Source organism: Ruminococcus sp. AM26-12LB (genome assembly GCF_003480785.1).
Taxonomy (GTDB): Bacteria; Bacillota; Clostridia; order Lachnospirales; family Lachnospiraceae; genus Blautia_A; species Blautia_A fusiformis.
The window spans coordinates 1-21,812 of record NZ_QUJX01000017.1; the positions used below are offsets into that span (position 1 = coordinate 1).

The 21,812-nt window shown below is 42.0% G+C and carries 9 protein-coding genes and 1 pseudogene; all 10 read right to left on the reverse strand.

Annotated features, from left to right (window positions below; translation table 11 throughout):
* Positions 1-4,502, reverse strand: a pseudogene (locus DW694_RS17520) (SNF2-related protein); the annotation flags it as partial.
* 1,649 nt (positions 4,503-6,151) lie between these two features.
* A complete protein-coding gene (locus DW694_RS17275) occupies positions 6,152-6,544 on the reverse strand; it encodes a TnpV protein (protein ID WP_317258977.1) in 393 nt (130 codons plus the stop codon).
* Between the two features lie 380 nt (positions 6,545-6,924).
* A complete protein-coding gene (locus DW694_RS17280; protein ID WP_259893456.1) occupies positions 6,925-7,053 on the reverse strand; it encodes a hypothetical protein in 129 nt (42 codons plus the stop codon).
* 524 nt (positions 7,054-7,577) lie between these two features.
* Positions 7,578-7,679 (reverse strand): putative holin-like toxin, encoded by a 102-nt coding sequence (locus tag DW694_RS17285; RefSeq protein WP_015524590.1) that lies wholly within the window; start codon positions 7,677-7,679, stop codon positions 7,578-7,580.
* Positions 7,680-7,809: 130 nt separating this feature from the next.
* Entirely contained in the window at positions 7,810-8,280 is a 471-nt protein-coding gene (locus DW694_RS13100) for a helix-turn-helix transcriptional regulator (RefSeq protein ID WP_044925916.1), read from the reverse strand.
* A 63-nt stretch (positions 8,281-8,343) separates the two neighbouring features.
* Entirely contained in the window at positions 8,344-15,078 is a 6,735-nt protein-coding gene (locus tag DW694_RS13105; protein WP_118753149.1) for a SpaA isopeptide-forming pilin-related protein, read from the reverse strand.
* Positions 15,068-17,170 (reverse strand): DNA topoisomerase 3, encoded by a 2,103-nt coding sequence (locus DW694_RS13110; protein WP_118511755.1) that lies wholly within the window; start codon positions 17,168-17,170, stop codon positions 15,068-15,070. The genes DW694_RS13105 and DW694_RS13110 overlap by 11 nt, the downstream gene beginning before the upstream one ends.
* A 48-nt stretch (positions 17,171-17,218) precedes the next feature.
* Positions 17,219-18,715 (reverse strand): CD1107 family mobile element protein, encoded by a 1,497-nt coding sequence (locus tag DW694_RS13115; RefSeq protein WP_118753150.1) that lies wholly within the window; start codon positions 18,713-18,715, stop codon positions 17,219-17,221.
* Positions 18,699-18,947 (reverse strand): DUF4315 family protein, encoded by a 249-nt coding sequence (locus tag DW694_RS13120; protein WP_021652602.1) that lies wholly within the window; start codon positions 18,945-18,947, stop codon positions 18,699-18,701. Before DW694_RS13120 ends, DW694_RS13115 begins: the two co-directional genes overlap by 17 nt.
* 12 nt (positions 18,948-18,959) lie before the next feature.
* On the reverse strand, positions 18,960-21,800 hold the full coding sequence (locus tag DW694_RS13125) for a CD1108 family mobile element protein (RefSeq protein WP_227218366.1): 2,841 nt from the start codon (positions 21,798-21,800) through the stop codon (positions 18,960-18,962).
* Between the last annotated feature and the right edge of the window lie 12 nt (positions 21,801-21,812).

Here is a 21,812-nt window from a genome sequence, read left to right on the forward strand (position 1 = left end):
CGCTGCATATTTCCTACCGGGTCTTTTCCGATCTCCAGCTTATAAGAGCATTTTCCTTTGACCGTCAGTTCAAACGCATTGGAGAACATATTGTAGGAAGCGGATAACGTAAACCCATGATATTCTCCGACCTTTCCGCCGGTGCTGACGGTTTTTAATCCTGCACAAGCAGCGATCAACGCTTCGCCTGCTTCTTTCTTATCTTCATAAAGGACATTCCCTACCGTCATGACAAACGTGTCATTGTCCTGTAAATCCACGCTTTTTACTACCTGGGAATCTATCTGCATCCCGGCAATCCGCTCTTTCAATGCACTGATCTGTACCGGGAAATTCTTTGCAATATCGGATTCCAGACGATAAATCTGACTGGTGTGGTTTGCCTTTAGAAGTTTCAGCTTACTCACCTGCACATCCAGATCCATTTTTTCCTTAATGTACGGATTACCTGTAGCAAGAGCCTTAATCTCGGCATAGGACAGTGCCGTATCATCCACATCTTCACAAGCTCTGACCGGGGATTTACTGGTCATGATCTGGCTGATGAACTTCTGCTTATTCTCCAAAATCTGCCACATATACGCATCAAAAGTGTTCTCCGTCACATACCGGAATATCTTTACTTTGTCATTCTGGTTTCCCTGTCTTAAGATACGTCCTTCCTGCTGCTCCAGATCAGACGGTTTCCATGGACAGTCAAGGTGATGGAGAGCAATCAGTCTGTCCTGTACGTTGGTACCTGCACCGAGTTTTGGAGTGGAACCCATCAGGATTCTCACCTGTCCAGCCCGTACCTTTGCAAACAGTTCCGCTTTCTTTGCCTCCGTGTTGTATTCATGGATAAAAGCAATCTCTTCTTTCGGGATTCCCCTGGCAACCAGTTTGTTTCGGACATCATCATATACATTGAAAGTCCCATCCCCTTTTGGAGTAGACAAGTCACAGAAGATCAGCTGTGTTGTCCGGTCTGCTTTTCCCTCGTCCCATACCTGAAAAGCATTTTCCACACAGGTATTGACCTTGCTTTTTTCTGCATCCGGAAGGAGTTCATTTAATAGCCTCTGATCCAATGCACATTTTCTTCCGTCATTGGTAATCTTGAGCATGTTGTCCACCGTTGGATTCACAAGACCGGCTCTTACTTCTTCCGCACGTTCCGAAAAGGCACTGACCATTTCCTGCTGTTCTTCACTTGGTTTTAAGACTTCATTGATAAACTCTGCTTCCGGTACAGGAAGATTCAGCATATCCGATGTCTGAATATCCGCAGCTTCCTTAAAAATGGAGATCAGCTCTGGAAGATTAAAAAAACGGGCAAACCGTGTTTTCGCACGATAGCCCGTTCCTTCCGGTGATAATTCGATTGCGGTTACTGTCTCCCCAAACGTTGCCGCCCAGGAATCAAAGTGTCCCATACCCATACGCATGAGTGTGTCATACTGAAGATAACGCATGATAGTGTAAAGCTCGGTCATACTATTTGATACAGGAGTACCTGTAGCAAAGGTGATTCCTCTGCCGCCTGTCAGTTCATCCATATACCGGCATTTCATAAACATATCCGAACTTTTCTGTGCATCCGTCTGTGAGATACCCGCCACATTCCGCATTTTTGTATACAAAAAAAGGTTCTTAAAACTATGGCTCTCATCCACAAACAGCCGGTCTACACCCAACTGCTCAAAAGTTACTACATCATCCTTTCTAGTCTGGTCATTGAGTTTCTTCATCCTCGCCTGCAGACTCTTCTTTGTTTTTTCCAACTGCTTGATGGTATAATTCTGCCCTGCCTGATGTGCCGCTTCTTCAATGGAAAACGTAATATCTGCGATCTGATCTTCCAGCATGGCAATCTGCCGTTCTCTTGAAAGAGGGATTTTCTCAAACTGCGTATGGCCGATGATCACGGCATCATAATCCCCTGTCGCAATACGGGAACAGAACCGTTTTCGGTTTGCCGGCTCAAAGTCTTTCTTCGTTGCCACCAGGATATTTGCTCCCGGATAGAGACGTAGGAAATCACTGCCCCACTGCTCGGTCAGATGGTTTGGCACAACATAAAGATTCTTTTGTGAGAGTCCCAGCCGTTTTGATTCCATACCGGCTGCGATCATCTGGAACGTCTTTCCTGCTCCTACGCAATGAGCCAGTAACGTATTATTTCCATACAGCACATGAGCCACTGCGTTTTTCTGATGCGGCATCAAGGTGATCTCCGGGTTCATGCCGACAAACTGAATATGGCTTCCATCATATTCCCGTGGACGGATGCTGTTAAATCGTTCATTATAAATCTTACAGAGATCTTCCCGTCGGTGCAGGTCTTTAAATATCCACTCTTTAAATTCCTCTTTGATCAGCTCCTGCTTCTGCTGTGCCAGCATTGTTTCCTTCCGGTTTAATTCCCGGTGTTCCCCCTCGGCATCCTGTACCGTGTCATAAATCTTGGTATCTCTAAGGTTTAAGGCATCTTCCAAAAGACGGTAGGCATTGGCTCTCTGTGTTCCATAAGTGGAAGTGACAAGGGCATTTCCGTAGCTGTCCACATTCTTTCCCATAACATTCCATTGTCCGGTCACTTCGGCATACTGGACTTTGACCTTGCTCCCTACATAATATCTTGGTGTATGGAATGTCTCTGCCATGAACTGTGTGATATAGTTCTCTGAAATCCAGGTTGCTCCAAGTCTTGCCTCAATCTCTGACGCATCCAGATCTTTTGGCTGTACCTGCTCTAAATACTGCACATTCACCTGATATTCTGGGTGATCTTCTGCAAACTGTTTGGCGATCTGCAGTTTCTCTCTTACATTTCCAGAAAGATATTCGTCCGATGGCTCCCATTTTTCACTAATCGGATTCTTAAAGATTACCCCCGCCAGTTCTTCGGTAAGCTTCTCTTCTGTTTTCCCGGAAAGCTGTGCCATATAGGAAAGGTCAACGCCTGCCCTCTCACCGATAGAAACCGCAAGTGCTTCACTGGCAGTATCTACAGAAGTTACCGTTTCTGCCCTGCGGATTGTCCTTTTGGTAAAAATATCCGCTTTTCGTTTCAGTTCTCCCTTATCATCCAGAAATTCCAGAGAAGTCAAAAGACAATAGCTGCTGTCCTGGCTGAATGCCCGCTTATTGGCATTGCTGCTGATAAGACCATATTTTGCTGTAAAGGCATCATATTCTTCATTGAGTTTTTCCTGCAGCTTTGTGATCTGTTCAGCGCTTCCCTCTTCCATTTGACACTGGATCAGTTCATTCGTAACATCACGGATCTTCACCATCCCTTTGACACGTTCCGCTGTCATTGCCGGAAGCTCTATGCGGTTCATCACAGAATTTTCCCGGTAATAGACTTCATCATTCACTACGGTAAAACTGAAATTCTTTACCTCCGGGTCTGCCGGGATAGAGACAACATCCTCCTCCAGCTCTGTATCCGAAAGTTCCAGTTCCGTGATCGTGCCATGGATATTCTGGACGGCTTCTTTTAACTGTTCTTCTAAGGTAATTCCTTCTTTTGGTTTTACGGTCACTTCCTGCTTTCCATACTGGGTACTTTCTGTAGTAAACTCACCAAGCACCATTTCCGGATGCTCTGCAAAATAAGCATTGACTGAATAGCCTTCCGGTGTTTCCTTTAAATTTAACCATTCCGGTTCCTCAATGGATGCCCTGTCCCTTTTCTGGAAAAACAGAATATCAGAAACAACGCTGGTATTGGCATTTCTCTGGAACGCATTATTCGGTAATCGGATGGCTCCAAGCAGTTCTGCCCGGTTTGCGATATACTGTCTCACTGCCGGATTCTGCTTATCCATCGTTCCACTGGAAGTTACCACTGCAACTACGCCGCCCGGACGCACCAGATCAAGGGATTTTGCAATAAAATAATCATGGATCATAAAATGATGCCGGTCATATCTGCGGTCACTGACCTGATACGCCCCAAATGGAACATTGCCTATCACACAGTCGAAAAAGCTGTCCGGATAACTGGTTTCCTCAAATCCCTGTACTGCAATCTTATTTTTCTGGTAAAGCTGTTTTGCGATCCTGCCCGAAACCGGGTCAAGTTCCACACCATACATATTGGCTTTGCCCATACTCTCCGGGATCAGTCCCATAAAGTTACCGACACCACAGGACGGTTCCAAAATATTTCCCTGTTTCAGTCCCATATTTTCCAGTACTTCATACATACTTCGGATCACGGTCGGGGACGTATAAAAAGCGTTTAAGGTCGATGCCCTTGCTGCACTGTATTCTTCTGATGATAAGGTATTCTTTAATTCCAGATACTCATTCGCCCAGCTGCTGTTACTCTCCTCAAATGCCTGTGGGATGCCACCCCATCCAACATAACGGGATAAGATTTCCTGTTCTTCGGGTGTTGCCAGACGTTCTTCTTTCTCCAAAGTCTGTAACAAATGGATGGCTTCCATATTTGTTTTATACTTTGCCTTCGGACCGCCTGCACCAAGGTCATTATCCTGGATACGGAAGTTGTGTGGTTCTAACACAGCTTTTTCCTGTTCCTGACTTTCCGGAATATCTTCTTTGGCAGTAACCTCTTCCTCTTCTATTTCCTCTACATCTGACATATCTACTACGGTCGGTTCTGTTACCGACTTAGTATCTAAGAAATCAAACATGGTCATCTGATGACCAGACGGCCCCGCAAAGGATGGTTCTGCTTCCGGTGTTGGGAATATTGTGTAAGTCCCCTCTACATACTGATGAAGTTCCGAAAGAAGTTCTGTTTTCTGCTGATAGTTTGTCCCATATGCTTCAAAATCCAATGGCAGAGCTGCCAATGCCGCATCCATCTTCTGTAACAGTTCCTCTGTCTGCTCTGTTCCTTCCAACACTGCCATCAATTCTGCTCTCGACACATCCCCAAAAAAGTCATTGGTAAATGGTCTGTCTATTCCTTCCGGAAGACGAGCATAAAAACTAAGTATCTTATTCGCCATCTGTTCCCGTTCATACTCCGACATATGGACATAATCTTCTGCCTGCAGGAACTGGTCATTCTTTATCAGATAGGATATTCTATTGGCAACTTTCTTCCAAGATAATGAAATTGAAGTATATGGACTATTATCATCACCTCTTGCAAGAAGCAGTCCTTTCCTATCATAATTTACATAAAACTCATCTACATCAGGCAGTGCATGAATCCTTTTATTGGTTCCATACTTTTCTTTAATAAAATCCGTTCTGGATTTTTCATTTTCATTTAACAAATAAAAAGAATAAGTTTTGAGCCTATCTTTTGAATAAGGGCCACCCCTTGCGAGAAAAGCATCTATCTCATCCTGGGTAATGAACATCTGATGTTCTTTCCATGCAAACCCATCTCTTGCCTGATAAGGGATGACCTCCGCAGCAAACTTCTGAAACTGCTTTGAGATATTTATCGGATTATAGTGATGGAAACGCATAAGAGAGCTGTCCATTTCATAGGCTTCTGCCAGTGCATCCAGTCTCTCATTCAGTTCCGAAAGCCACTGGGGATCTTCTATTTTTTCTTCTAAATAATCCGTGATCTCTGGATAAATACTGCGAAGATGTGGTAAGTCCTCTTCGTCAAAGACAATCTCCGCTACTCCTTCTGCCATATCCCCTTTCATATAGGCAAGAGCCTGGGCGTGTTCTTTTACTGCATTACTTCTTGCCGCATCCAATACAGACTGTGGTGCATATTCACCCTGGTCTAAAAGCTGATGGATACGTCCGCTGACATCCTCCCATGATAAAAATGCCTTATCTAAGATATGGTCTGTAACCGTATGCCCCACTGCGATCTGCATCCCAGTTTCATCAAACCAGACTGAATATTCATTTCCATCAATCTGAAAGCCTTTTCCACCTTTACGGTATTCACGCTTTACAAACTCCGTATATTCCTCCGGTGTCTGTTCGCTCATGAAATTATAGATGATCCGGAGCTGGCTGGCTTTCCGGTTTCCTCCTGTCCGTAAGATCTCATCAACAACTTCCTCTGGAATCGGGATTTCTCCGGCATAAAGGGCAGCTGCCCTTTCCTCGATCTGCCGTCTTTGTTCATTTGCGGTTGGATATTCGGGCAAAGATAAAGCAGAGGCGATCTCTTCCTCTGCTTTACTCAATCCATCTTCTCTTGTATCTTCGACTAACTGTATACCAATTCCGTCAAGATGCTCTCTTCCGCTGTTGCCATCAGTGCGTTCATGTGTGCTGTCCATGCCATCGGATCTGCTTCCTTGTCCGGTGCCGGATTCTTCTCCAGTAATTTCTCCATCTGGCTGTCCATTCTCTCCTGTGCTGCTTTCTCGATCTGTTCCAGATGGCTGTTCAGCTTCCCGGTCAGGAACAGGCTCTGATAAAGGCTGTTCTTGTGTTCCTTCAGAAATGTCCTCCGCAGCATCCCGTATTTCCCGATCGTCACTTCTTCCTCTTCGACGGTCAGATTCGGAAACAGGTAATCTCCCTTGCGATGATATGTCAGTTCCATAATCGGTTCCTCCTTCATTTTCAATATTTTCTTCTTTTTTCGTTTCTGCATCCCGGTTTTTAGTTTCACGCATTAACGTGGTAAAGTTATTATAATTCCTTTCCTTTGAAATTTCAACCTCTTTTCTCGCTTCTTCCAGAGAAATTTTATGTACAATTCTTCCAATATCGATCAGAATACTCTCACTGAGCTGACTCACTGCATTTCCAAGGAATGTAAGGGCAGACAGATGGTTGTAATCTGTGATGTGCATGAAATCCTCTTCTTCCAGAAGTTCCATTGGCTCAATCCCACATCGTCTGGAAAGCATATAGTAAACACTGTCTGTTACCAGCTGGCGGAAATCACTGCGGATCGTCACCTCATCCAAATCTTCCAGATAAGTATTTTCTACTGCATATTCCAATCCATCCAGATATTCTTCCAGATTGTCACTGACCATCTCCCTTGCGACCGCCATCAATGCGTCCTGCAAGGTTGCCGTATCCTTTTCTTCCAGACCATAGACCTCTTCCAGATGCGTAAGGATCTCTTCTCTCTGGTGTTCCTGCATCTGCCACAGATACGGGCTTCTGCCTCCGGCTACCATGTGGGTGTCCGAAATATCAAACACATAACGAAGTTTGGTGTTCTGCCAGGTTTCATCAAACAGGGCAATTCCTCTTGCACCACGATTTACCCAGCGTAACATCTTTTCATTCCATAGTTCCAGTGATGCACAGGCTGTTGCGTCTGGACGCTGTGCATGGATCAGAAGCTGGTCTGAAAAAGAATACCGATATAACCTTGATGCTGTGTCCATATAATCCATCCAATCCCCTGGCGAACTGCTCACTGATACGGCATGTTCCTGTATCAAGTTTCGGATGTCCTGTAGTTTAGACATTTAACTTCCCTCCTGTCAATAAAAAACAGCCTACTCTTTTTAGAATTGGCTGCATAAAATGTACTTTACTTTTCGGAGAGAAAATGCTATATTCTAATTGAAAAGAGTAACCGCCCACAAGGTGGATGCTCCTGGATTAGGTTTTAATTTATTTTGCTCTCAAAGAGAGCTGCCTATCCTGTTGGCAGACAGGGTAGGCTATTTTTTTCGCTTGTTGTCCCTATTATCCAAATAGGCAAGCAAAGCAATCAGAAACGTACCGCCTAAGAACAATAAGCTCAAGACTTCGTATGTATCCATTCGCTCCACCTCCCTTCTTCTGTATCCCTTAACGGGATCTGAAAATCCAGGAGGTTTTTACCAACCCTGTACACGGTTACTCCAGTAATATTCTAACAGGTAACTCTCCGCAAAGCAATTCCTTTTTACTTCATACGGTTTTATATTCTGTTTTTCTCTTATCCTCTGGCCAATGCAGTTTCCATTCCAGATATTCCTCTTCTGTGATTCTTCCATCGCCCAGTTTCTGCTTTTTCCCCATCCATTCCTGCAGATAAGACATTGTTTTTTTATCCCTCATTGTGATTCCAACTGTTTCACTTTCTGAATCATTTAGCAGGAACAGATGAAAAAGCCCTCTATTTTCTTCATCCATCCAGAATAAAGTTTCCATTAATTCGTCCATTGTCGCAATTCCAGGACTTAAAAAATTTCGGACATCAACTTCCAATATTTCTGCTATCCGGATAAGCGTTTCCTGCTTCGGTGTACGCTGTCCACTTTCATATTGGGCGATTCTCACATCCGCACTACTTTCCCCATATCCTAATCTGCGTCCCAATTCCTTTTGAGTTATGTTGCGAAACATACGGATTTTTCTTATTCTTGCTCCTAATTTCAATTTCTTCTCCTTTTCAAAATGGGGCTGTGCAGTAACCACAGCCCCAGAACACTATTTATATTATCATTTGCGTTTTCTCTTAACTGTCACTACAGTTCCCAGACATCCTGCTGATACTGCAAGTGCCAGCACAAAAATAGCAATATTTGTATTATCTCCTGTTTTTGGTGAATTGGATACAGAAGTCGCATCAGAACCATGGGAACCAGGAGTGCTGACTCCCTGGTTTTCTGATGTTTCCGGAGTGTCTTTTTCCGGAGCTTTCTTATTTGTCAGATCCAGAGTATATTCAATCACAGGAGTACGGTCATTGACATATTCAAACTGAATCTTATGCTCGGTTTCATCAAGCTGATAGCCATCCAGTGTTTTTGTTTCTTTCAGGATATATGTGATTGCTTTTTTATACTGCCCATTCTTAAAAGTCGCAATCGGATAATTCTTTGATTCTGCATGACCAGCACTGTCTGTTACCAGAGTTTCCAGAACTTTACCTTTGCTGTCACAAAGGGCAAATTCTACACCTTTCATTGGCTTCTTGGTATCTTTATCCGTTTTATTTAAGATTACCTTGCCCATTGCCTGTTCATCTTCCATTTTGGCTCCCTGAACATCTCCGGTGTCCTTAACCTCAAATGTCACTTTATTTGCCACAATATAGCCTTTCGGTGCTGTTTCCTCCAACAACGTATAAGTGCCGACTGAAAGTTTCTCTACATAATGGGGCTGATCACCAGATGTCCAGCTTTCCATAACTTCCTGGTTTTCATTAAGAATATACAGTTTAGCACCTTTGACCTCGCTGCTTCCATCTGTCATATCAACTTTACTGATCAGAATTTTTGTTGTATCATCCTGCATTTCTACTTTCTGTATATCTGCAGTATTTTCTACTACAAACGTAATGGATTCTGCAGTTGCATAACCATCAGCAGGAATTGTCTCTGTTAATGTATATTTCTTTCCAACTTCCAGTTCCTTAATGATGTGTGGTGTGCTTCCGGAAGTCCACTCATCCACAACGTTTCCCTCTGAATCGGATACTTTCAGTTTTGCACCTGGTAATTCTTCCCCGGTTGTAATATCTGATTTTGTGATTTCAAAAGTAGTTGGCTCATCTTCATAAGTGAACTCAAAGGATACTTCTGCAACCTCTTCTCCCGCATAAGCAAAATCAAATTCCTTGATTTCTTCTGTTGTCACAAATCCAGCAGGAGCCTGCACTTCTTTTACATAGTAGCTACCATTGATTGGAAGATCTGCCGTAAATACAATCCTTCCATCCTGATCCGTAGCTTTCTGCTCGATCATGGTATCTGCTTTCAGGATTACTTCGCCTTCTGCATTTAAAATATCATTCTTTGTATAAAGTGCAAATACTCCGCCTTCCAGAACACGGTCTGTATTTTTTTCTTTCTTAACTACAGTTACTTTTGCTTTCTGGCGGTTATTCTGCCAGTCCTCATCATAAGTCACAACCGGAGTATTCTGATCACGATAAGTCAGATCAACCTCTCTGATTTCTCCATCCAGAACATATCCATCCGCCGTCTCTTTTTCCTTTACATAATATTTGCCTAAAGGAAGATCTTCTGATCTTGCATATCCAAGAGCATCTGTCGTAATTGTTGCTACCAGTTCGTCCTTTTTATAATAATCACTGCTTTCCCCATCTGCAGCCTTGATATCCTCCGCTGCATAAATTTCAAAAGTAACATCTTTCAAAGAACCTGTAACATAGCCAAATGCTGCGTCCATGCCGCCTGCCAGCATATCTTTCCAGGTAACTTCTTTGACAAATTCACCTTTTTTATTGATGATGATTCGTCCAACCGGAACAGCATCCTTCATCTCTACTTTTTGAACTTCTGCGGTATCAGAAACTGTAAATTTCACTTCCTCTGCCTGCAGATAACCATATGGTGCAAACTCTTCCCGAAGTGTGTAGGTTTTTCCCACATGGAGTCTCTTTATTACATGAGCTTTTCCTTTTACAGAAGTCCATTTTTCTACTTCTTTTCCGTCTGAATCCAAAACCGTCAGTGTTGCTCCGTCAAGTTCCACACCTGTTGTAATATCTGATTTCGTAAATTCAGTTGTTGTCGGCGCATTCCTAAAAACAGTTTCCAGTTTTACTGTTTTTACTTCCTGTCCCTGATATTTCGCAGTCACCTCAATCTGCTCATCCGAAGATACAAAACCATCTGGGGCTGCCAGTTCTTTTATATAATAAGTTCCAAATGGCAGATCCTGCTCAAAAACAGCTTTTCCATCTTCACCTGTTACCGCTTTTGTAAGCAGTTCGTCTGCTTTTACCAGTACCTTATCCCCTGCTTTTATATCCTCTTTTGCGTAAAGACCAAACTCTGCTCCAGAAAGCCCTTTCTCATTTTCAGCATCTTTTTTCACAACTGACACTTCTACTTTCTGGCGGTCATTTATAAACTCTGCACTCTGTGAGATCACTGGTGTATCCTGGTCTGCATAGACGAAAGAAATTTTCTGTTCTTCTTTATTTAATACAAATCCCTCTGGTGCAGTCTTTTCTACCACTTTATATTCTCCTAAAGGCAGATTATCAAGATCTGCTTTTCCGGATTCATCCGTTGTCAGTTCTGCAACTTTTGCACCCTTTGCATATTCCAGGATTCTTTTTCCTGTGTCATCTTTCTGGAAATCAGCTGTATAAATATCCTCTGCAGCATACACTTCATATACTGCACCGGAAAGATTCTGAACTTCATACTTAAAATCATTCTTATAGGTCGAAAGAACCTCTCCTTTTTTCTGTACAGTGAGTTTTCCTTTCACCGGATGATTCTCATATACAACTTCAATGATTGCATCACCTGATACCGGATCAGTCTGATACAGGGTATTGGTGTCCACCTGTATTTCGACATAATTTTTGTTAATGGTATAACCGTCCGGTGCTGTTACCTCTTCGATTCTATAATGACCGATTTTTAAATTCTGCGGCAGGATCAGATATCCATCTGTATCTGTGAAATAAGAGATATGTGTAACGGTTGTCGGGTATGTAGTTACCTGCTCTACATATTTTTCATGATCCATATCATAAATTTTAAACTCTGTTCCCGGAATTAGAACAGATTTTTTAGTCTCATCATCCTGTTTGATAATTTTCAATTTTGCAGAAAATTCTTTATCCAAAAGAACTCTCCATGTCTGCGGCTCTGTTGGTTTATTCTCTGTAATCCGGACAATAAAATCATCTACAGGTTTGTAATTATGGGGTGTTGTAGTTTCTCTCACCAGATATGTTCCATATGGAATTGCAATGGATTTTACATCGCCTTTCTCATTTGTAAAAATTTCCGTTGCTCCATTTTCACCGATCACAACCGGCTCTGCAGAGGAAAAATCATAATTTCCATCCTCTTTTACCACCAAAGAAGATACCAGATATGCACTAAATCCAGCTCCGGATAGTAATGCAGCATCTGTGTCTCCATTATTGGCAGCTTTAATAAGTTCAAACGGCTGTTTCTTCACCGTTTCCAGTGAGGTACACTCTTTTTCTACAACCGCTGTCAGATCACCTTCATCACTGCATACAAGATCATATTCATGCTCGTCTGCCAGATATCCTACGGATGGGGTAATTTCCTTGATGTAATACTCTCCAAGATAAAGATTCTCTATCCTTGCTTTTCCTTCTTTATCGGTAGTTAGCGTACCAATCTGGCTTCCGGCTTTATAAATAACGCCTGTCTTTCCATCTGGATGGGTAATGTCGTTTCTTGCATAAAGTCCATACACCGCATTTTCCAGGGAAGCATCTCCCTGTGCCTTATTTTCTTTTGTCTCGGCATCTTTTTTATTCAAAGAGATTGCAGCACTGACCCTGTCATTCACAAAAGTATGACTGAAAGAAATTTTTGCCTGTTCATCATTGGTATAACTGAACTGGAAAGAATAAGTATCTTTCTCATTTCTGACATAACCAGCCGGAGCCTGGACTTCTTTTACATAATAAGAAAATCCCACTGGAAGATCTGCTTTAAATGCTGCTTTTCCATCAGTACCAGTAATTGCAGTCTCAATCAGAGCATCTTTTTTTACTGCTACTTTTCCATCCACAGTTTTCATATCCTGCGCTGCAAACAGAGCAAAATGCCCTCCGGATAGTGTATTTTCAGTATCTTTGTCTTTCTTTATCACCTGCACCACTGCTTTCTGACGGTCATTTGTAAAGGTAGTCTCTGAGAAAGCCGCTTCTGCAGTCTGCCCTGCATAAGAAATGGTTACTTTTTTTGTTTCTTTTGCATTATAAAAATTTTCCGGAGCCTGTGCTTCTGTTACATTATAGCTTCCAAGCGGAAGATTCTTTACCGTTACAGAACCGTTCTCACCTGTGATCAGATTTTTCGCTACTTCTGCGCCTTTTTTGTAAACTGTTTTTCCACCTGCTGTTACAATATCCTCGGCAGCATATACGTTATAAACGGCTCCTTTCTGACGGCGTTTCTCATACTGGAATGAAGTTCCATTTTCATCAGATACAGCTCCTACAAAAACTTCTCCCTCTTTATAAACGGTCAGATTTCCTTTCTGCTCTTTGTCCGTTACAGTCTGTTTGGTTGTACTGCCAACTACTAATTTCACTCCATACGAAGAAGCCTGGACAACATAACCTTCCGGTGCTGTAATCTCTTTTAAGTAAACAGTATCCTGTGTCTTGGTAAGAGTTACACGTGAAGAACCATTGCTGTCTGTTGGCGGCATTTTAGCAATCAGCTTTGTGCAGGCGTTATCACTATATACCCCATACACGGCTCCAGCTAGATTTTTTCCAGTATCTCCATCTTTCTTTGTAATTTCAATAACTGCTTCTTCCGGCCAGTCAACTGTAATCTGCAGGTCAGAGGAATCCGTATAGTAGCCAAAACCAATGTCCTGTGAACTCTCCAATTTTAAGAGCATTGCATGGAAATCCAAAGGGAAATTAGATGTAATCGCATACTTTCCTTTCAGGCTACCCATATTGGCTGTTGTAGCTACAAGATGGAATTTCTCTCCACCCTTTACAGTGACATTTCCAGATGCCGTTTTTCCTGTGGTTTCATTAACAAGGCTTACTCCGTTCTCCAGATGAATCGTAATGGTAAATGCTTCATTTGCCTTCCAGGTAAAACTTTCGGTTTCCTTTCCCGTTGCATTAACGGAAAGTCCTGGAAGAAGTTTCATTGCTGTCGGATCAGGCATTTTAGCAAGAGCTGCTTTAATCTCTTTCAGCATATTTTTAGCGGTTGTAGAAAGCGCACCTCCAAATCCAGATTCGCCATCATATAAATAGTCAACCAGGTAATGCTGCATGGCTCTTGTCTCAGAACTGCATCCATATTTTTCCATAATGGATTTTACATTATATCCATTGAATGTATGTCCCCATCCTGGACCGCCATATCCATAGAATAAGGCTTTTCTCAAATATTTATCATCACCGCCCTCATCCAGTTCAACCATATTTTTATATGTTGTCCCACTTGGAGGTGACTGCATGGAGTGCTGCATACAATACGCATTTACTGTATAAGTCTTTCCGCCTGCTTTGTAACGAACATATTTGTAGCTGTCATTTCCACCCTGTCCCATAACTGTATCAAACGGATGAAGCTGGCCATCTGAATAATAGTAATATTTATTTGCTTCAATATTTGTTGCATCATCCCATGGAGTATCGGCTGCAAGTAACATGATACCGTTCTCTGCCTGATCCGTGGAAACACTTAGATCAATGTCATCTGCTGGCATTTCAAAACTGAATTTATCCGATTCTTCGTGATAAGTCACCTCTGAATATAATAAATCTTCTGTATTCTCTGTCTGGTTTGCTTGTACTTTTGTTGTTCCTACTGCAATTAAGCTGCCTTGCGGCATATCTCCGGAAAATACAACGGTTTCTCCTGGCTGATACTGTCCATCTTCATGGTTCAGCTCAATATGAAATTCCTCTCCACGAACAATATTTACCTGATAATTTCCATCTGCATCTTCTATTTTCTCTGTTCCGTCTGTAAAAGAGTCGTCTGTCGCTTCTGGCATTTCTTCCGGATCTGTATCTGTAATTTCTTCAAATGTGCTGTCTGTATCCGGATTATCTATGGCTGGTTCTTCTGTTGAAACTTCCTCAGACGGGTTTTCCGGGATTAATGTGTCTATTGGCTCTTCCTCAACAGGAATTTCTGTCGGAGTTACTTCTTCATAAATTTCATCCTCTGACGGAATTTCTGCATTTACCTTATCCTGCACAGGTTCTTCACTCTCTGCAGAGCCTATGGCTGGCTCCTCGTCTTCTGCTTCATTCTCATTTTCCTGATTGCTTACAGATTCCTGATTCTCAGATTCAGCAACCTGTACCGCAGCTTCCTTTACAATCAGCTTACGATAAATCTGATAAATTGGATGCCCGCTTACTGGCTCTACATAATAAACAGCTTTGTATGTATCTTCGTAATCTGTTGTAAAGTCCTGTTTTTCCTCATTTTTTGCCTCATGGAAAGTGATCTTTACCTTTTTTTCATCTGGTATTTCCAGTCCGGTAAAGTCTTTCTCCACTTCAAAAATGCTGCCTGTTTCCAGTTCCAGATCTTTTGCTTTTACCACCTCATCCGCATCCAGTTCATTTTTTATTTCTTCATATAACGGTGGCTCTTCTGGTGCTGGTACCACATCTGCCGCATAAGACAGCATTGGTGATAAAATTGTGGATAATACTGTAAGCATTGCCAGGAATCCCGACAAAAATCTTCTCATATTCTTTTTATTCTTCATTCTTTTTTCCTTTCTTCCGTTCCGGGAAAATCAACTGAAACTTTGGATTTCCAGTTTCTGAAACCTCCATCTTTATAGTTGCTTCATACTTTCTTTTTGTTTTCTCTGATACCAGATCTTTGAAATGCACCTGCTTCTCACTCAGCAGCTTCCTGACAGTTGCTTCATCAAGAGTTTTTCCCTGGCTTTCAAAAAATCGGTTATTTTTCCATAACGTGAAATTGCAATCACTTCCTGAGCAATAATAATTTCTATTTCCCACATAAACCTTATTGCCACATCTTGGGCATTTTCCAATCTCTTTTCGATCATCCGAAAATAGTTTCTGGTATTCTTCCACTGGCTCTCCATTATCACTTACCAGTTTGGTAACCATTTTTTCAATTCCGTAAAGAAACTCTTCTGCATTTTTCTGACCTTTGGCGATCAGTGTCAGATCATTTTCCCATTCTGCTGTAAGTTTTGGCGATTTGATCATTTCCGGAAGAATCCTGATCAGATTTCTTCCATCTGTTGTCGGTAATATCTGCTTCTTTTTACGCTCAATAAAACCTTTCTCGACCAGCTTCTCAATAATCGCCGCCCTGGTAGCCGGAGTCCCAAGACCTTTTCTCTCTGCGTCTTCTGTCATTTCCGAGCTACCAGCGTGTTCCATGGCACTAAGAAGTGTATCCTCCGTATAATGCTTCGGCGGTGCTGTAAAATGTTCACTAAATTTTACAACAACACTTTCAAATACCTGTCCCATTTTTATATCTGGAAAATCACTTTCCTCCTCTTCTGGATTTTCTGCATTTTTCCCATATGATTTAAAGAACCGTTCTTCCACTTCTTTCCATCCATATTGGAGAACATTCTTTCCAGATGCAGTAAATAGTTCTCCATGACAGGAAATTTCAGTCTTAATACTCTCATATATGTATTCCTGTTCCGATGCACATAATAACTTTGATGCAATCAGCATGAGAATTTCCTTTTCTCCACCCGGAAGTGCTTTTAAATCCATGTTTGTAATTTCTACCGTTGGTATAATTGCATGATGATCTGATACCTTTTTACTGTTCAAAAGTCTCTTTATATCTGGTTCTGAACCCTTTATTGACATTTCAGGAAACATACTATTTACTGCCCCGACAACCAGAAGAGCATTTTCTTCCATATCATCTGTAAGATATTGGCTATCCGTCCTTGGATACGTCACCAGTTTCTTCTCATAAAGGCTTTGGGTATAGTCCAAGGTTTGCTGTGCCGTAAATCCAAGAAGACGATTTGCTTCCCTCTGTAATGTGGTCAAATCATATAATTTCGGCGGCTGTACCTTTTTCTTCTCTTTCTTTACTGAAAGAATCTGTGCAGTTTCATCCTTCATGTCCTCCATCATCTGAACGGCAGCACTTTTCTCTTTTATCCGGTTGCTTACAGCATCCAATCCATCCATCAGAAGATGAACCAGATAATACTTCTCTTTCTGGAAGTTCTCGATGCTCTTTTCCCGTTCCACCAGCATTGCAAGTGTAGGTGTCTGCACCCGACCTACAATCAACCGATGGTGATACAGTACCGTAAACAGTCTGGTGGCATTAATTCCTACCAGCCAGTCTGCTTCACTTCGCGCCACTGCAGAATAATAAAGATCATCATATTCATGTCCATCTTTCAGCTGCTGAAATCCTTCCAGAATTGCTTTTTCCTCCATGGAAGAAATCCACAGTCTTTTAAAGGGAAGTTTACATTCTGCCTGGTTATATACCAGACGGAAAATCAACTCCCCTTCTCTTCCTGCATCTGTTGCACATATAACTTCTGTGATGTCTGCTCTGTGAAGCAGTTCCTTTAAAACCCGAAACTGCCCTTTGGTACTTTCTTTAATCTGATATTTCCAATTCTCCGGAATCATGGGAAGTGTTTCATATTTCCATGCTTTCCAGTCATACCGGTACTGATCTGCACTGGCCAGTTCAATCAAATGCCCAATACACCAGGAAACCAGATACTCTTTTCCTTCCAGATAGCCATCTTTTACGTTTGTGGCATGAAGCACCTTCGCAATGTTTCTGGCTACGCTGGGTTTTTCCGCAATTACAAGCTGCAATTTTCTATCTCCTTTCTGCACCTGTCGCTGTAATTAAGTGAAACAAAGTTATTCCTCTGATTCTTCGTCTTCTACTTCACCTTCCATTTCATATTCTTCTAATTCTTCATCATCCTCACGAATTGTATCTTCCTCCTCATCGTCGTCCTCGTCCTCTTCATAATCAAAAGAAGTATTTCTTCCTTTCATAAATTTCCAATAATAGTAAGCACCACAAACTCCTGCCAGAACCAGCAGCATTAATAAAATCGTGCCGGAATTATTGCTTTTCTTCTCAGGTTCTTCCTTTTCTTCCGGTATGATCGTAACTTCTGGTTCCGGTGTCTCTGTGAGCTTCTCTGTTTCAAGTGGCAGTGCGGATTCTGCAATAGCCTGGTTCTGTGGAAGTGTGGTCATGTTGGTATCCGTAAAGTTCAACAGATCATTTTCGCCTACCTCTGTAAGAAGATAAACATTTTCATCCGTTTTATCCTTATCTACGATCAGATAAAAAACCTTATCACTTTTTGTCTTGATCGTATAAAATTCCTTTCCCCCTTTGTCCTGAACTGTTCCTGTTGTCATGCCGGAAGCAGAACTTTCTCCCTGCACCCGTCCGGTATCTGCTTCTGTATCCATTTCATTTCCTGTGTTTTCTGGTTCTGTTGGTGCAGTAGCAGTCTCGTTCGTTGTCTGATGTTCCGTTACGGTTGCCGTAGCACTGGTGGGCTTACTTGCAGTTCCATCGACTGGCAAAGAAGCTGCATTCTGCTCCGTTCCAGAAACCTCTGTATTCTCTTTTACTGCATCTGGATTTTCATAATAAGGGTTTCCTACTTTATAGATTTCTGACATATTTCCTGCTTTGTCTTTTGCCTGCAGGGTAAAGTATTCATAGGAAGTATCCGCTTTTTGCAAACGGACATTTAATGTATTATTCGTCAGTTCTGTGAATTCATTTCCATTGACATACAAAGTAGCAATTCCCGATTCCGCATCAACTCCCTGCACGATCAGTATCCCGTTCTTCGCAGCCGCAATAATAGTTGGTTTGGTTTTATCAAAACACTCTATGTAACGATTCTGCTCATAAGTATTTCCATTCTGATCGGTAACTCTCACATAAACACTACAATTAGAAGAGATGGATACTTCCATATTTCCGGTTATGTCTGACCATCCTCCATTTTCTAAAAGTCTTGCTTCTACTTTTGCAATAGAAAAAGCACCTGTATTCTTTGTATCTTCCACTTGAATTTTTACGGTTGCCGTATCTGTCTGCCAGCCTTCGGGTTCTGTAAAGGTAATCCCTACTTCCGGTGTTTCCGTCACATCATTTCCTGCATCTTCCTGTGCCTGTTCCACTGGATCTGCATGAATTTCAACTTCTGATCCATCTGAAAAATCAACATCTTCCGGGCTGCTTTCTTCTGATGATTCCACTTCTACATTATCTGCCCATACAGTCAGACTTCCGGGCGAACTATAAAAGAAAGCTCCTGCCGGAAGTCCTGCTAACGTAGCTGCGGTTAAAAATACAGCTGCTCTTTTATGAAATTTCTTCATTTTCTGTCTGCTCCTTTTCTCTGGTTTCCAATATCTTTTTTTGTTCCTCCTTGCTGATATCAATCATCAACTGAAGTTCCTCTGCGGAAACTCCATTGCTTCGGATAATTTTTAGATACTCCATATCCTCTGCCTGTTTCTTCTGTTCTTCCAGATCCCTTGCTTTTTTCTGTAGCTTTTCAATCTTAACGTAGGTTCTTGCAAGTTCTTCTTTTATTCGTTCAATGTTCAAATACGCCCCTCCTTATGGCCTGCCAAAAGCATAAAAATGAGACTGCCAGTATGCAGAATTAATGGACGTATACTGAATTGGATTTCCACAATGGATCATCTGTCCATCTCCGGCATAAATTCCTACGTGGGTAACCGGCTCTCCCGCATCATACGTCCCAGTGAAAAAGATAATATCTCCTGGCCTTGCTTCTTCTGGTGATACAGGCATACAAATGTCATAAATTCCCTGTGCAGTAAGTCTTCCCATATTGCAGACACCCGAATTGGTAAACACATAGCTTACAAAACCAGAACAGTCAAAAGAAGTCTCCGGGCTGGAACCGCCCCATACATACGGCATACCAAGATATTTGTCTGCTTCCGCAAATAATCTCCGCACAGTCTCATCATCATAACTGCCGCCTCCACCATACAGCCCGCTATCTCCGGTACTGATATAAAAAACAGGATTATAATATTCCCCATCTTTGACCAGTTCCAAATATAACTGGCTTCCGGTTGCACTTCCTGTACTTCCCGTTGTACCAATTACAGTATCTGTTGTTACTTCATGACCATTTGCTACCGAAATGCTCTGCAGATAAGCGTATTTAATCTGCACACCTTTTTTATCCTGCGTAACTACATAATTTCCAAAAGTTCCGCTATATCCTACATCTACAACAAAACCATTCATCGCTGACTTCACTTCTGTTCCCTGTCGTACATTAACCGTCACACCTCTGTGAAGTTGTGTCTGCCCGGTTCCATTGTTTACAGAATACCCATAATAGGTACTGATATAGGCATACCAGTTTAACTCAACCGGAGTTTTATATGTCTGTAAATTTCCTCTGTTGGAATAGACCTCTTCATAAATTTCCTGCTCATCCTCTTCCATTCTGGACAGAATAACACTTCTAAGCGGTTTTGCCTGAACAGAAACATTCAGTACATCTGCAGTTACTGTACGGGTAACTTCCACAGAGTTCTGATTGCCCTCTGCCAGAAAACATTCCCAGGTCTGATGACCATGTGCCTCAGCTACTGCGTGATTATCATAATAAACATCAAACTGGACACCATACTGGGCAAAGTTTCCAGTATCTTCTACGGTGTACTCAATCCCATTCATCACTACTTTCGTCCCCATTGGAAGAAATGGGTTTGCAGCATCAACCGCAAGCGTATGATTAGCCTGTGGCATTGCCCCTGAAGCAGTTGGTCCTCCACTCCACACGCCACAGCAGATAGGACAGTTACAGTATCCACTGGTCACAACATTTCCCAATGACTGCCCTACCTGTATTGTAGATGTTTCCTGCCGGGTTTCACTTTTTTCCTCTACGGTGATTCCGTACTGTAAAGAAAAAATTGTTTCCAGTTCTCCTTTTATCTCATCAAACTTAAAATCCCCATACCTGGCAGTCAGATAACTGATCAATGTATGGGGATCATGGCCGATTTCACCAATGTTATATCTGTATTCATCTTTTCCTGGATACCGGGCTTCCATCTGGTTTATTTTCTGTTGAAGACTGGCTTCCAACTGCGTATAATACAACTCTGCTTTTTCAATTTCGTCCGGATCCGCAATGTAACTGGAAGCGATTACCGTAGAAATTCCATTAGAAAACATAGCCGAACAGGAAGCAAATCCTGTCATTACGGAAAGAAGCAAAATCAATAACAACCCCATTGAGATCAGAGTAGTTACATTTCTTACAAATACTTCCTGTGCCTTTCTTGCAATTTTAGTAGCAAGATTTACTGACCGGATTGAGGTGTCTTTTGTTTCTTTTGCAATCTTCCCAGCCCGGTATGCCATCTGATACTCTCGCTTAATCCTCTGCTTCTGTATTAATTTTCTGATCAGCTTTTTCTGCATCTCTGGATGTTCTTCCAGATATTTCTGATATTGATACCTGGATGCACTCTTCCAGGCTCTTTGCTCTAAACGGTTTTCTTTATGTATCTGACTGCGGTTCTTCCTGATATTTCTACTGCTATGTTCCTGTAATATCCACTCACCTGAACGCACCAGCTTATGTGCTGCATCTACAGCACTGTTTTCCTCTTCGTCTTCGCCTGCTTTCTGATATACTGCATTTTTTAATGCTTTCTTTGGAACAGAAGACAAGGTTTTCTTTTTACCATCCGTTTTCCCTGTTTTTTTGTCGAAATATAAATGGTACTTTACCTTTGCTTTCTGTTCCTCATTTGTTTTCTTGGTATAAACAGAATCTTTCGGAATTTTGTTCTGCCTCTCAGCTTCCTGTTTTCTTGCAGCCTTATCCACTTCCTGATAAGTTTTTATTGTTTTTCGGCTATATTTCTGCTTTCCTTTTTTTCGGTTTGTAGAAACATCATTCTTCTCTGCCTGAAAATGTCCTCCATCTGTTTCAGCCGAAGTTTTCTTTTCTTTCTTCAGACTTCCATCTGTCTCCAGTTTTCCAAACTGCAGTCTCTGCTGTTTCTTTTTCTGTCGCTGATACTGGCTCCTGTGTTTTTCTTTGCGCTCACGTATTTCTACCGCTGAATCCACAGATACACCTGCAGGCTTGTCCCGGTATCTGTACCGTCCCTGTGTTTTTCGTTTTCCCGGAGGACTGTTTGCAGCCTCTTCTTTTTTGGCAGGATTTCCCTCCTGAACTTTTTCGGAAAATTGTTTCTTTTCAGCTTTTTTATGAGAGTTTTTCTTCTTTTCAGAAGTAATAAATGCCTGTTCTACATCCTTCTGTTTATAAGGCAACTCCTGATCGCTGTTTGTAACTTTTCTGGTCTCCTTTGTTGCAAGATTTTCCTCAACCAGACCATTTCTGGTCATACGGCTGACTTTCTTCTCTTTCGCCGTATATTTTTGTTTTCCCAATGTACCTCACCT